The following is a 12,601-nucleotide window of genomic DNA, read 5'->3' on the forward strand; positions in this document are numbered from 1 at the left end:
CTTGCCCAAATGATCGGTGTCGCGGCCCTCATCGGCATTTTGTTTGAAGGGGGTCTGCAGACGAAGTGGTCATCCATCCGCAGCGTCATCGCCCCGTCAGCCTCGCTCGCCACGCTCGGCGTCTTGATCACGACGAGCGTCGTCGCGGTCGCCGTTCGTTTCGTATTCGGTTTCGATTGGATCGAGTCTTTCCTATTTGGCGCCATCATCGGGTCGACCGATGCCGCAGCCGTCTTTGCCGCCTTTAAAGGAAAGAACATTGCGCCGAACGTCGGCGCGACACTCGAAGCCGAGTCCGGCACGAACGACCCGATGGCGATGTTCTTGACGATTCTCGCCCTCGATTTCATGATGAAGCCGGATACGACCGTGTGGGACGGCATTTGGATGTTCGTCCTTCAACTCATCGTCGGTGCGTTCGTCGGATATATGCTTGGTAACGCGTCTCGTCTCATGCTCAACCATTTAAAACTCGAATCGAGTGGCCTTCACGCTGTCCTGATGATCTCGATGGCGTTCATGACTTACGGGGCCGCCGCTTATTTCGCAGGAAGCGGACTGCTCGCCGTCTATATCGCCGCGATGATCGTCGGGAATGCGCACACGGCCCATGAAGTGACGATCGTCCAATTCTCCGAGGCACTCGCCTGGATCATGCAGATCATCATGTTCGTCATTCTCGGGTTGCTCGTCTTCCCGAAACAGCTGCTCGACCCGGCACTCATCTGGAAAGGATTGCTCATCTCGTTCATCTTAATGTTCGTCGCCCGTCCGATCGCCGTCTACTTGTCGACGCTCGGGATGGCGTTCACGAACAAAGAGAAATTGTTTATTTCCTGGGCCGGACTCAAAGGGGCCGTCCCGATCGTGCTCGCGACATTCCCGCTCATCGCCGGGATTGACAACAGCCAGCTCATCTTCAACGCCGTCTTTTTCGTCGTCGTCACGAGCGCCTTGATTCAAGGAACGACACTCACCCCGCTCGCGGCGAGATTGAAGCTGCTCGGACCGGATAAGATCCGTTCGCCATATACGATCGCCCTCGTCTCGAGTAAACAGTCGCAACACCAACTCGTCCCGTACGTCGCGACGGAAGCGTCATCGATGATCGGCAAGACGCTCGCTGACATCACGCTTCCGCCGAACACGGTCGTGAATGCCATCGTACGTCAAGACTATCTCATTCCACCAACCGGTCAGACGAAGATTGAACCAGGTGACTTGCTGTACGTACTCGCCTCGACGTATCGCCACGATCAACTCGACCGCAAGTTCGGGGAGGACGGGCTCGAGCGGGTCGAATTATAGAAACATATATAAAAGGTAAGGATTGTGCCGAAGCACGATCCTTACCTTTTTGTATCCACTGCTTTCGCTGCTTGAATCAATGCGGCCACTTCCTCGTCCCGTCCTTCGTGTAGCGCCTCGACGATAAAGCTGCCGACGACGACACCGTCGCACGCTTCACCGAGCACCCGGACTTGCTCGGCCCGGTGGACTCCGAACCCGGCTAACACCGGGACAGGGGATCGAGCAGTGAGCGATCGCAAATGACCGAGCAGCTCATCCGGGAACACGTCCGTCTTCCCGGTCGTCCCTTTCAACGTGACGGCGTATACAAACCCCTCAGCTTGACGTAAAATCGTCTCAATCCGTTGCGCGCTGCTCGTGAGCGTGACGAGCGGGATGACAGCGACGCCCCGGCGATCGATACCTTCAAACAGCTCGAGACTCTCCTCAAACGGTAAATCCGGTATGATGACCCCGCTCACGCCACATGCCGCCGCTCGTTCGAAGAACGGCTGTACACCGAAACGGAACACCGGGTTCAAGTACGTCATGAGGACGATCGGGACGGAAAAACGTCCAGTTCCTTCTATTAAACGGTCAAGCACTTGTGCGAGTGTCACCCCTTCGGCGAGGGCGCGCATGCCGGCCGCCTCGATAACGGGCCCGTCCGCCACGGGATCTGAGAACGGGATGCCGAGCTCGATTGCGGTCGCCCCCATCGCTTCTAACCGTTCAATCGTCGGAATCAAGTGATCGAGCCCGCCGTCCCCTGCCATGATATATGGAACGAACGCCGCCCCTTCGCTCCGTTGTCGAATCGCTTCATCTAATTTCATCATGTCGTCACCCTTTCTCGAATCGTATGGACGTCCTTGTCCCCGCGTCCCGATAGACAGATGACAAGCACGTCGTCTTCCGTCATCGTCTCTGCGAGCGTCTCGGCATAGGCGAGCGCATGGGACGACTCGAGCGCTGGAATGATCCCTTCTTGGCGACTGAGCGACATACATGCTTCGAGCGCCTCCTCGTCCGTCACAGCAGCGTAACGGACCCGCTCGATGTCTTTTAAAAAGCTATGTTCCGGTCCGACACCTGGATAGTCGAGACCTGCCGAAATCGAGTGCGCTTCTTGGATTTGTCCGGCCGCGTCCTGGAGCACGTACATGAGCGACCCGTGCAACACGCCGACTTCCCCTTTTGTGAGCGTCGCCGCATGTTCATCCGTATCGACGCCGCTCCCCGCCGCTTCGACGCCGTATAAGGCAACCGACTCATCGTTCAAAAACGGATAGAACATGCCCATCGCGTTGCTGCCTCCGCCGACACAGGCAATGACCGCGTCCGGCAGCCGGCCCGTCTTTTCAAGCACTTGTAGACGCGTCTCTTTCCCAATCACACTTTGAAAGTCGCGAACCATCGCCGGGAACGGGTGCGGTCCGAGCACCGACCCCATGACGTAATGGGTGTCGTCGACATGTTTGACCCAGTAGCGCAACGCTTCGTTCACCGCATCTTTCAACGTCCGGCTGCCCGATTTGACCGGTACGACGGTTGCCCCGAGCAGTTCCATCCGAAACACGTTCAACTGCTGGCGTTCGACGTCGACCTCGCCCATGAAGATCGTGCACTCCAAATTGAGCAGCGCACAGACCGTGGCTGTCGCGACGCCGTGCTGCCCGGCGCCGGTCTCGGCGACGATTTTTTGTTTGCCCATCCGTTTGGCGAGAAGTGCTTGGCCGATCGTGTTGTTGATTTTATGGGCACCGGTATGGTTCAAGTCTTCTCGTTTCAAGTAGACGTTCGTCCCGAGACGACGGCTCATGTTTTCCGCATAATAGAGCGGCGTCTCGCGCCCGACATATTCGCTGAGCAGTTCGTCGAAACGTTCATGGAAAGCCGGGTCTCGTTTCGCCTCTTCATACGCCACTTCTAACTCCTCGACCGCCTGCATGAGCGTCTCTGGTATATACTTGCCGCCGTACGGTCCAAACTTTCCGTTCACTGGTTGGCTATACATGTAAACTCCTCCTTGGCACGTTTGATGAACGTGCGAATCTTATCAAGATCTTTCTCTCCGTCCGTCTCGACGCCGCTCGAGACGTCGACCCCGTCAGGCTGCACGAGGCGAATCGCCTCTGTCACGTTCTCGCTGTCTAATCCGCCGGCGAGCCAAAACGGTTTATCGGGGCGGTGTAGCGTCCCCCAATCGAGCGTCTCCCCGCTGCCCGGTGACGGGGCATCGAGCAAGACGATCTCAGCGTCCGTCCCCGTCTCCGCTTCAATGATCGGCAGCCCAAACGTCCGGAACGCTTCGAGCGGTAGTGTCCGCCGGTGCAGTTGAATATCCGTCAATCCGCATGCGAGCGCTGTCTCGACGTCCTCGCGCGTCGGATCGAGAAACACCCCGACGACACGGACGTGACTCGGAATTAACCGTCGCAACCGTTTCGCCGTCGTCACGTCGATGCGCCGTGAACTTTTCGCGAACACGAAGCCGATCGCGTCGGCTCCCGCGTCAACCGCCGTCCGTACGCTTTCCTCTGTCTTTAATCCGCATATTTTAACGAACATGCCGTCAACTCCTCGATCAATGCTGTCGGGTCATCTTGACGCATGAGCGCTTCCCCGACAAGAATCGCTTTCGCCCCGGCCGCTTGGAGCCGTCCGGCCGCTTCACTGTTCTCAACACCGCTCTCGCTGACGAACGCAACGTCCGGATAGCGTCGCATCAATTCAATCGATGTCTCGAGCGTGACCTCGAACGTTTTCAAGTTGCGGTTGTTGATGCCAATCAACACGTCGCCAAGTTCGAGCGCGGTCTTTAACTCCGATTCGTCATGCACTTCGACGAGGACGTCGAGGCCGATCTGCCGTGCATGCTGCTTCAAAGCGTGGAGGCGGCTCGGATGGAGCGCCGCGACAATCAACAGTGCCGCTTTCGCCCCGGCCGCTTTCGCCCGGTCGAGCTGTCGTTCATCGATGATGAAGTCTTTGCACAACACCGGGATATCGACCGCGTCGGCGACGATGCGCAAGTCTTCGAACGACCCTTTGAAGTATGTCGCATCCGTCAGCACAGAAATCATCGTTGCCCCGGCTCGTTCATACGCACGTGCTCGGGCGGCGACGTCTAGCGTTTCCCGTATCATTCCTTTTGAAGGAGACGCCCGCTTGATTTCGGCGATGACGTGGAACCCGTCCGCGACGAGCCGCTGCAGGGAGATCGGCTCTGTCGGCGTGACGACGATGTCTTCCATTGCATTGACTTCTTCGATTTTTGTGCCGATGATTTTTGTTAAGTAGCTCATATTCCGACCTCCGTTTGTTGTAGTTGGCTAAGCACGCCGAGTGCGTGACCTTCATCGATACTGCGGCTCGCTTTCGCGACCCCTTCACGGAGCGTCTTCACCGCACCGTACGTACATAAGGCGAGTGCCGCGTTCAACAAGACGACGTCACGGGCCGGCCCTTGCTGTCCGTTCAACACAGCGACGAGCGTCTGTGCATTCTCTTCCGGTGTGCCGCCTCGTAACGCAGAGAGCGGGGCCCGCATCAATCCGACATCGCGTGGGTCGACTTTGTACCTTGCCGTCTGGTCCCCGTCAAAGAAGAGCACATCGTTCGCACCGGCGAGGCTCGCCTCGTCAAGTCCGCCGGCGCCGTGGACGACCATCCCTCGTTCCACACCGAGATGTTTCATCGCTGCCGCCATCTTCTCAAGGAGCGACGGATGATATACGCCGATCAATTGTCGTCTCGGCTTGAGTGGGTTCGTGAGCGGACCAATCTGATTAAAAATCGTCGGTGTCGCCAACTCTTTTCGCGCCGGCATGACGTGCTTCATGATCGGGTGCACGTGTTGGGCGAACAAGAAACTCAAGTTTGATCGTTCTAGGTCGGCTAACACGTCGTCTGCCGTTCGGACGATCGGAACGTTCAACGCCTCGAGCACGTCGGCACTGCCTGAGCGGCTCGACACGCTTCGATTGCCGTGTTTCGCGACCGGGATGCCGAGCCCGGCGAGGACGAAGGCGACAGTCGAACTGATGTTGAACGTATGTGCCCCGTCTCCCCCCGTGCCGCACACATCGAGTACAGGGAGCGTCGTCTCAGGGAACGTCGCCGCCTCACGGATGTAATCGGCGAGCCCGGCCATCTCTTCGGCCGTTTCACCTCGTTTTTTCAACGTGAGGAGCACTTCTTTGATTCGGTTCCCATCAGCTTCGAACAGCTCTGCCGCCGCTTGTTTCATTTCCGTCGCCGTCAATCGATTCGTCAGTAGTCGTGTTAACATCTATGTTCCTCCTCTAGTTTTACGTACAAAAAAACTCCATACGACGTCTGTCGTATGGAGGACGGTATGGACCGCGGTGCCACCTCTCGTTGGATCAATCGATCCCACTTTCCGATGCTATCACATCGTATCCCGATAACGGGGGAAGCCGTCACAGCCTACTTCATTCAGCCATGCTCTCATGAGCCCATTCACGCGTCGGTCTCGGCCAGGATCCCACCACCCCCGGCTCTCTTGACGAGACGTACATACACGTTACTCTTCTCAATCATTGATTTCATTATGTGTTGAAACGAAAAAGGGGTTACTCGCCCGCCCATAGCCTAAGCTATGAGAAGGACGAGTAACCCCGTGGTGCCACCTTCGTTGGTTCAGATCGAACCCACTTTACGGACAAACATCCGCTTCCCCGTGATAACGGTGGGTGACCCGCTAAAGCCTACTAAAAGTTTCGGTTTAGAGCTCGGAAGTCCATTCGCGACGTCCCACATACTGATTCACACCAACCATCAGCTCTCTGTCATGTAGGGACTGTCGTTACTTCTCTTCGTCGACGCCTTTATTCGTTTCAGTTAAGTTAACTCGTACTATACAGGGCACGATTGTCCGTGTCAAACAAAAACGTGTAAAAAAAACTTTGCTTCTATAGGTGCCTCCGGAAAGCCATCACGTTTCGCAGTTCGGCGAGTTGACACGTGTTTTTTTCGTCTGCTATAGTCGTCCCCAACAACACTTCACTCGACTAAAGGAGAATTGACATTGGAAACAAGCAAACTAAAACGTGAGCTGTCGACCCGGCAACTCACGATGATTTCGCTCGGGAGCGCCATCGGGACGGGTCTCTTCCTCGGAAGCGGACTCGCCATTCAAACGGCGGGACCGAGCGTGCTCGTCAGCTACGCTGTCGGCGCGTTCATCGTCCTCTTACTCATGGGTTGTCTCGCTGAGATGACCGTGGCCCACCCGACATCAGGTTCGTTCGGTACGATCGCCGAACGGTATGTCCATCCGCTCGCCGGCTTTTTGGTCCGTTACTCGTACTGGGTCGCCAACGTCCTCGCGATTGGGGTCGAAGTGAGCGCCATCGCCATCTATATGCGTTACTGGTTCCCGGATGTGAACGGGTTCGTCTGGGTCGCCTTGTTCGGCGGACTGCTCATCTATATCAATGCCCGACACGTCCACACGTTCGGAACGACCGAGTACTGGTTATCATTCATCAAAGTAAGCGCCATTTTCTTATTCATCATTCTCGGTGCGGCCGCATTGTTCGGCCAACCCGGTTCGCCGATCGAGTCGATCACGACAGGCGATGAAGGATTCTTCGCCTTCGGCTTTTACGGCATGTGGGTGACGATTTTCATCTCCCTCTTCAGTTTCCTCGGGACAGAGCTCGTCGCCGTCACGGCCGGCGAAGCGAAAGACCCGGACCGTGCCGTGCCAAAAGCGCTGCGGGCGACCGTGTTCCGCTTGACGTTCTTTTATCTCGTCACGATCGCCATCATGCTCATGCTCATCCCGTGGCAGCAAGCGGGCATCGACCAAAGCCCGTTCGTGCTCGTCATGCAGCAGTTCGACGTGCCAGGTGCGGCCGGTATTTTGAACTTCGTCATCTTGATTGCGGCACTTTCCGCGATGAACGCCCAACTGTACGCCTCGACGCGGATGATGTATTCGCTCGCCGAGGCCGGTGACGCGCCTCGCGTCTTTAAAAAAGTGAGTGCAAACGGCATCCCGACGTACGCTTTATTCGTGTCGACGGGCGGAATCGTCCTCGCGGCGCTCCTGCAAATCTTCATGGAGACGTCGTACCCGTTCCTCATGGGTATCTCGATGTTCGGTGCCATCTTCACATGGTTCATGGTATTCGTCTCGCACTTGTTCTTCCGTAAAAAATGGACAGGCCGTAAGCTCCCCGTCCGGATGATTGGGTACCCGGTGTTGCCGCTCTTAGGAGCCGGTTTACTGCTCAGTCTCATGATCACGACATGGTTCACCGATTTTGACATCTTGCTCAAATTCGGGATTCCGTGGTTAGCGTTACTGACCGTCATCTACTTCGTACGGGAACGCTTCCGTAAATCTGACGATCAAACCGATGATATCGAGCAAGCGAACTAAAAATCGCTCCTTCCCGTTACACGGAAGGAGCGATTTTTTCATGAAGACGAGCACCGGTCGCAATCGACTGGTGCTCGTTTGTTTGATTAGAAGAACTGACGTGGGTTGACCGTGTTCCCCGCGCTCGATGACGAGTACGAGTAGCTGCCTTTATGGATCTCGAAGTGGAGGTGCGGGCCAGACGAGTTGCCTGTGTTCCCGAGCGTCCCGATGTTCGAGCCTTGCGTCACACGTTGTCCGGCGCTGACTGATACTGCGTTCAAGTGCGCGTAGACCGTCGTCCAAACTTGACCGTTGATGACGTGGGCGATCATGACATGGTTGCCGTAAGCCCCGCCCCATCCTGCGCGGATGACGGTACCCGTTGCCGAAGCACGGATCGGCGAGCCGACTGGTCCAGCGATATCGACTCCGTTGTGGAACGTGTAGCCGAATTGACCGCTAGCCGGTCCCCAACCTTGAGAGAAGCGGCCCGCTGCCGGTTGAATGAACATCGCGCCAGACGGTGCTGGTGTCGACGCAGTCGGTGTGCTCGGCGCCGGTTTCGGAGCTGGTGCCGCCGGCTTTGGTGCTGGCTTCGGTGCCGGTGCTGCCGGTTTTGGTGCTGGTGCTGCTGGTTTTGGTGCCGGTGTATTATTTTGCGTCGCTTGGTTTGAAGATGACGACGACTGGGTACTATTATTATTGTTCTGCTTTTGTTGAGCTGCAGCTTGACGCGCTGCCTCTGCTCGTGCGGCTTCTTGACGAGCCGCTTCTGCTCTCGCTGCCTCTTGACGGGCTGCTTCAGCTTTTGCTTCTTCGGCAAGACGTGCTTCTTCAGCTTTTCGTGCAGCTTCTTGACGAGCGGCTTCTTCGGCGCGACGGCGTGCTTCTTCTTCTTCACGGCGCTGTGCTTCGATTTCCGCTGCGATCGCTTCTTCTTGAGCTACCAACGTCGCTTCGATTTCTTGAAGATCGAAAATTTGTGTTTCAAACTCGATGTTTTTCTCTTCAAGTTCTTTAATGCGCGCTTCGCGCTCTTTCATTTTCTTCTCGAGGTCGGCTTGACGCGCTTCGAGCGCTTTCTGCTGTTCTAAAAGTGAAGCACGTTGCTCTTTCAATGCGGCCTGTGCCTCTTGAAGAGATTGACGTGTCGCCTCATAGTCGTCGAACAACTCTTGGTCGCTACGCTGAATCGTACCGGCCGTGATCATCCGTGTGATCAAATCCGAGAAGTTTTTCGAACCGAAAATAAATTCTGCCCAGTTGATCGAGCCGCCACCGTTGATTTGCATCGTGGCCATCCGCTCGCGCATCATCGCTTCTTGGGCTTCCATTTTCTTTTGGTAAGCTTTAATATCTGCCTCAAGGTCTTCGATTTTCATCTCCGTACGCTTGATTTCTTGGCGCTTCGCTGCGACATCATAGATGATATCTTGGAGCTGGGCATCCATCTTGTTGACTTCTTCTTGCACTTTCGAAATTTCTTGATTGTTTTGCTGAATTTTCGAAGATGTGTTCGCTTGGTTCTGTTTTACGTTGTTGCGCTGGTCTTGAACTTTCTTCTGCTGTTCTTGTTTCTCTTTGATTGTCGTCGAGGCGTCGGCCACCGAGTGTGAGCCGAGAAGCAAGGCGCTGAGCGTCAGTGTCGAGACGGTGCGTTTCCAGTTGATCAATGCGGACATCCTTTCTATTTTGACGGGCTATTTAATGACGTACGAATATGAAGGTCGTTTTGCTATGTAACAAAAACGATTAATTTTTCAGTTTCAACACGACTAATTATATCGAAGAGTCGAATGTTTTCCTGTTAAAGTTATATTTCACTTTTATTACGATAACAAAGTGGGGATGCCGTTGGTATGCCCGCTTTCGCTTTATTTCAACTGTTTTTCTTATTTCTAGTTTTCGAAATGTTTCTGTAATAGTAGTTGAAAATAGAAAAACATTTACCTTATGTTTAAAAAACATTAAGACGCTTTTTCTACATTTCGCCATTCCCAGTAAACGTAAAAAGGACCAGTCGCCGTCTTTGCAAGAAGCAAAGACGATGACTGGCCGAGTGGTTCGTTGTGGTGTGAACACGAGGGGTCTCACACGTCTGATGATACAGACGAATTGTTAACCCTCTATGGATATTTCGTTACAATTTCAACGCGCCGAGGATGACGAACACCCATGCCGCGATGAACAACACACCGCCGATCGGTGTGACCGCGCCGAGCTTCGTGATGCCTGTGAGCGCCATGACGTACAAGCTGCCCGAGAAGAAGACGATCCCGGCCAACATGAGCCAACCTGCCGTGTTGAATTGGCTGATGCTCACTCGCATCAAGATGCTTGCTAGCGCAATGATACCGATCGCGTGAATCATGTGATACAGTACGCCGGTCTGCCAATTCGCGAGCATGTTCGGTGCGACACGGTCTTTCAACGCGTGGGCGCCAAACGCCCCCAAAGCGACGCCGAGTGCCATCAAGGCCGCGCCGATGATCAATAACAATTTCATAATCGTTCCCCCTTATCTAACTTTACGTGCTGGTAAATTCCACTGTCGATAGTAGGATATCACTCGAAGCGTCGCGACGACAATGAGCAACGCATAAACCGGCAACCCGCCTTCTAGTCGGAAGTAGTATGTGACGACGGCAATGATGATCGCCCATATCGCATACACTTCAGATTGAAGCACGAGCGGTTTTCTGCCTGCGAGCAAGTCCCGGACGACGCCGCCTCCAACTCCCGTGAGAACTGCGGCCGCAATCGCCGCCGAGAGCGGCAAGTCGAGCTTGATGGCGACTTGCGCCCCTTGGAATGCGAAGGCGACGAGTCCGATGGCGTCGACGATGACCCCCCATCTTTCCCAATGCGGCAAGACGACGCTCGGCAGCAGGAAGATGAGCAGGGCGACGAGAAAACAAAGGATGAATAAGTCATTTTGCTGCCAAATTAAACTGACGGGGTTGCCGAGCAACACGTTTCGAATCGCGCCGCCGCCGAACGCTGTCGTGAAGGCGAGTAGCCATACCCCAAAAATATCGTACTTTTCGTCCATCGCGATGATGGCGCCACTCGCCGCGAACGCAATCGTCCCGACGACGTTGAGTAATTCCCATTCCATGAACATCCCTGACCCTTTCTCCTAAGCATTGTATGGTACAGTAAAGATACTAAAAATCAGATCAGTCGAGCGACTGCTTGTAAAGGATGTCGGTACTTTTATGAAACGAATCGCTTTGTTCCGCATATGGATTATCGTCACAATGTTCGCCCGATTCATCATCAAAATTTACGCCTTCTCGCGCAAACAGCAACAAGGTCTCGCTTCGCAAGAAGAGTACGAGGCGCTCATGCTTCAACTCGCACGCGAGTACAAACGGAACGCCCTCCGCTTGGAAGGTCTCCTCATCAAGCTTGGTCAATTTTTGTCGATTCGGGCCGACTTGTTGCCGCCATCTGTCCTCAATGAATTGTCCGAACTCGTCGACCGCGTCCCGACGTCCGGTTGGGATAAATCACGTGCCATTCTCGAAGCCGACTGGGGCGTCCCGTACACGCAAGTCGTCAAAGACGTCGATATCGACGCCGTCGCCTCCGCTTCGATCGGCGAAGTGTACGGGGCGACGTTGCTTGAGAACGGGAAACGAGTCGCACTGAAAATCCAACGTCCGGACATCGAAAAAATCATTCGGACCGACTTTAAAGCGATGCGTATCGTCACGACGATGCTCAAGCGAACCTCCCTCGCAAAATCGACCGACTTAGATAGCTTATATCGCCAAATGATTTTTGTCATCGGGGATGAATTAAATTTTCAAACCGAATTGAAAAACGCCCATTATTTCAAGGCGAAGTACGCTGAAAACACGAACGTCCACATCCCTGATTATTATGACCATTTATGTACGAATCGTGTCCTCACGATGGATTGGGTCGATGCGCGCCGCATCACCGACCTCGCCTTTTTAAAAGAAAACAATATCGACCGTTCGGCCCTCGCTGAGCGCCTCTTTACGATGGCAGCTGAGCAGCTCCTGTTCGGCGGGAAGTTTCACGCCGATCCGCACCCCGGAAACGTACAAATCCGAGCTGACGGGACGATCATCTTGCTCGACTTCGGGATGGTCGGATCGACGACCCCGCAAGATATGGCGACGATCCGAAGAATACTGCAAGCGTTCATCTCGCTCGACTATGACGGCGTCGTCGACGGACTCGAAGATTTACGATTCCTCTTGCCGACAGCGAACAAGCATAACATTCGGCAAGCGCTCGAAAAGGCCGTCACCTTCTACTTAGAGACAGACATTGAAACGGTCGATACGAAGTTGATCGAGAAAGTGTTGCAAGATATCCAGCTTCTCGTCAAAAATGAGCCGATCCAACTTCCAGCCGAGTTCGCGTTCTTCGGCCGTGCCGCCTCGACACTGCTCGGCATCTTGCAGATTTTAGACTCGAAAATCGATTTGTTCACTCTCGGAAAACCGATCGTCATCCAATGGCTCGAAGCGGACGGGACGACGATTCAAAACCGATACGTCATGACGGCGCTCAATTACGGTAAAAAGTTATTGAACGTCCCGCCTTTGCTCGACAACTACTTGAAAGAACCGACGCGTAAGCGCCTGTCCGAACAAGCGATGTTCCAGCGCCAACTCGAATCAAAAGAACTACTCCATCGCCAGACGTTCAACTCGGGCGTCATCATCCTCGGTCTACTCGTCGGCTTGTTCGGTTATATCCGTCCAGATGAGTGGCTGTTCTGGTCAGGTGGGGTCGTCGCGGTCCTCGCCTATTTCAACGCAAGACGCCTCGGCCGTAAAATCCGCCACTTGGCCCGGCAAGACTTCCGCGTCTAACCATCCCGTCACTCTTCCGAGTGACGGTTTTTTTGTGAGCCGCATTGTAAAATTGTGT

The 12,601-nt window shown here is 54.6% G+C and carries 11 protein-coding genes and 2 other annotated features; of the genes, 3 read left to right on the top strand and 8 right to left on the bottom strand.

Annotated features, from left to right (window positions below):
- On the top strand, nucleotides 1-1,308 hold a 1,308-nt coding region (locus JJU47_RS03345), incomplete at its 5' end, for a potassium/proton antiporter (protein WP_228616192.1).
- Between the two features lie 41 nt (nucleotides 1,309-1,349).
- Here JJU47_RS03345 and trpA read toward each other — a convergent pair.
- The 5 genes from trpA to trpD are packed head-to-tail and all read right to left on the bottom strand — an operon-like array spanning nucleotide 1,350 to nucleotide 5,584.
- Nucleotides 1,350-2,126 carry a tryptophan synthase subunit alpha gene (trpA, locus tag JJU47_RS03350; protein WP_228616283.1) on the bottom strand — a complete coding sequence of 259 codons (777 nt, stop codon included), beginning with the start codon at nucleotides 2,124-2,126 and terminating at the stop codon, nucleotides 1,350-1,352.
- Nucleotides 2,126-3,307 carry a tryptophan synthase subunit beta gene (gene trpB, locus JJU47_RS03355; protein WP_228616194.1) on the bottom strand — a complete coding sequence of 394 codons (1,182 nt, stop codon included), beginning with the start codon at nucleotides 3,305-3,307 and terminating at the stop codon, nucleotides 2,126-2,128. The genes trpA and trpB overlap by 1 nt, the downstream gene beginning before the upstream one ends.
- Nucleotides 3,289-3,861, bottom strand: coding sequence for a phosphoribosylanthranilate isomerase (locus tag JJU47_RS03360; RefSeq protein ID WP_228616197.1), 573 nt, complete (start codon nucleotides 3,859-3,861; stop codon nucleotides 3,289-3,291). The genes trpB and JJU47_RS03360 overlap by 19 nt, the downstream gene beginning before the upstream one ends.
- On the bottom strand, nucleotides 3,837-4,598 hold the full coding sequence (trpC, locus tag JJU47_RS03365; protein ID WP_228616199.1) for an indole-3-glycerol phosphate synthase TrpC: 762 nt from the start codon (nucleotides 4,596-4,598) through the stop codon (nucleotides 3,837-3,839). The genes JJU47_RS03360 and trpC overlap by 25 nt, the downstream gene beginning before the upstream one ends.
- Nucleotides 4,595-5,584: an anthranilate phosphoribosyltransferase gene (trpD, locus tag JJU47_RS03370; RefSeq protein WP_228616201.1), complete on the bottom strand. Its 990-nt coding sequence runs from the start codon at nucleotides 5,582-5,584 to the stop codon at nucleotides 4,595-4,597. Before trpD ends, trpC begins: the two co-directional genes overlap by 4 nt.
- A 54-nt stretch (nucleotides 5,585-5,638) precedes the next feature.
- Nucleotides 5,639-5,865 (bottom strand) — a binding site (T-box leader).
- 51 nt (nucleotides 5,866-5,916) lie between these two features.
- Nucleotides 5,917-6,147, bottom strand: a binding site (T-box leader).
- Nucleotides 6,148-6,337: 190 nt separating this feature from the next.
- Between trpD and JJU47_RS03375 the strand changes: the two genes are divergently transcribed.
- Complete coding sequence (locus JJU47_RS03375) at nucleotides 6,338-7,705, top strand: amino acid permease (protein WP_409631031.1); 1,368 nt, start codon at nucleotides 6,338-6,340, stop codon at nucleotides 7,703-7,705.
- 86 nt (nucleotides 7,706-7,791) lie between these two features.
- Here the strand turns inward: JJU47_RS03375 and JJU47_RS03380 are convergent, their stop codons facing one another.
- The 3 genes from JJU47_RS03380 to JJU47_RS03390 all read right to left on the bottom strand — a co-directional run bounded on the left by JJU47_RS03380 (nucleotide 7,792) and on the right by JJU47_RS03390 (nucleotide 10,811).
- Nucleotides 7,792-9,369 carry a murein hydrolase activator EnvC family protein gene (locus tag JJU47_RS03380; RefSeq protein WP_228616205.1) on the bottom strand — a complete coding sequence of 526 codons (1,578 nt, stop codon included), beginning with the start codon at nucleotides 9,367-9,369 and terminating at the stop codon, nucleotides 7,792-7,794.
- 458 nt (nucleotides 9,370-9,827) lie between these two features.
- Nucleotides 9,828-10,193, bottom strand: a complete 366-nt coding sequence (locus JJU47_RS03385) for a DUF423 domain-containing protein (RefSeq protein ID WP_228616207.1) — start codon at nucleotides 10,191-10,193, stop codon at nucleotides 9,828-9,830.
- 12 nt (nucleotides 10,194-10,205) lie between these two features.
- Nucleotides 10,206-10,811, bottom strand: a complete 606-nt coding sequence (locus JJU47_RS03390) for a trimeric intracellular cation channel family protein (protein WP_228616209.1) — start codon at nucleotides 10,809-10,811, stop codon at nucleotides 10,206-10,208.
- 94 nt (nucleotides 10,812-10,905) lie between these two features.
- Between JJU47_RS03390 and JJU47_RS03395 the strand changes: the two genes are divergently transcribed.
- Nucleotides 10,906-12,543 carry an ABC1 kinase family protein gene (locus JJU47_RS03395; RefSeq protein ID WP_228616211.1) on the top strand — a complete coding sequence of 546 codons (1,638 nt, stop codon included), beginning with the start codon at nucleotides 10,906-10,908 and terminating at the stop codon, nucleotides 12,541-12,543.
- The last annotated feature ends 58 nt before the right edge of the window (nucleotides 12,544-12,601 follow it).

Origin of the sequence: Exiguobacterium sp., from assembly GCF_020832205.1 — a bacterium.
In the GTDB taxonomy this organism is placed as follows: domain Bacteria; phylum Bacillota; class Bacilli; order Exiguobacteriales; family Exiguobacteriaceae; genus Exiguobacterium.

Excerpts from the sequence above, each read along its gene's own strand:
- trpA (WP_228616283.1), bottom strand. The coding sequence starts at position 2,126 with ATGAAATTAGATGAAGCGATTCGACAACGGAGCGAAGGGGCGGCGTTC.
- trpB (WP_228616194.1), bottom strand. The coding sequence starts at position 3,307 with ATGTATAGCCAACCAGTGAACGGAAAGTTTGGACCGTACGGCGGCAAG.
- JJU47_RS03390 (WP_228616209.1), bottom strand. The coding sequence starts at position 10,811 with ATGTTCATGGAATGGGAATTACTCAACGTCGTCGGGACGATTGCGTTC.
- JJU47_RS03360 (WP_228616197.1), bottom strand. The coding sequence starts at position 3,861 with ATGTTCGTTAAAATATGCGGATTAAAGACAGAGGAAAGCGTACGGACG.
- trpC (WP_228616199.1), bottom strand. The coding sequence starts at position 4,598 with ATGAGCTACTTAACAAAAATCATCGGCACAAAAATCGAAGAAGTCAAT.
- JJU47_RS03385 (WP_228616207.1), bottom strand. The coding sequence starts at position 10,193 with ATGAAATTGTTATTGATCATCGGCGCGGCCTTGATGGCACTCGGCGTC.
- JJU47_RS03380 (WP_228616205.1), bottom strand. The coding sequence starts at position 9,369 with ATGTCCGCATTGATCAACTGGAAACGCACCGTCTCGACACTGACGCTC.
- trpD (WP_228616201.1), bottom strand. The coding sequence starts at position 5,584 with ATGTTAACACGACTACTGACGAATCGATTGACGGCGACGGAAATGAAA.
- JJU47_RS03395 (WP_228616211.1), top strand. The coding sequence starts at position 10,906 with ATGAAACGAATCGCTTTGTTCCGCATATGGATTATCGTCACAATGTTC.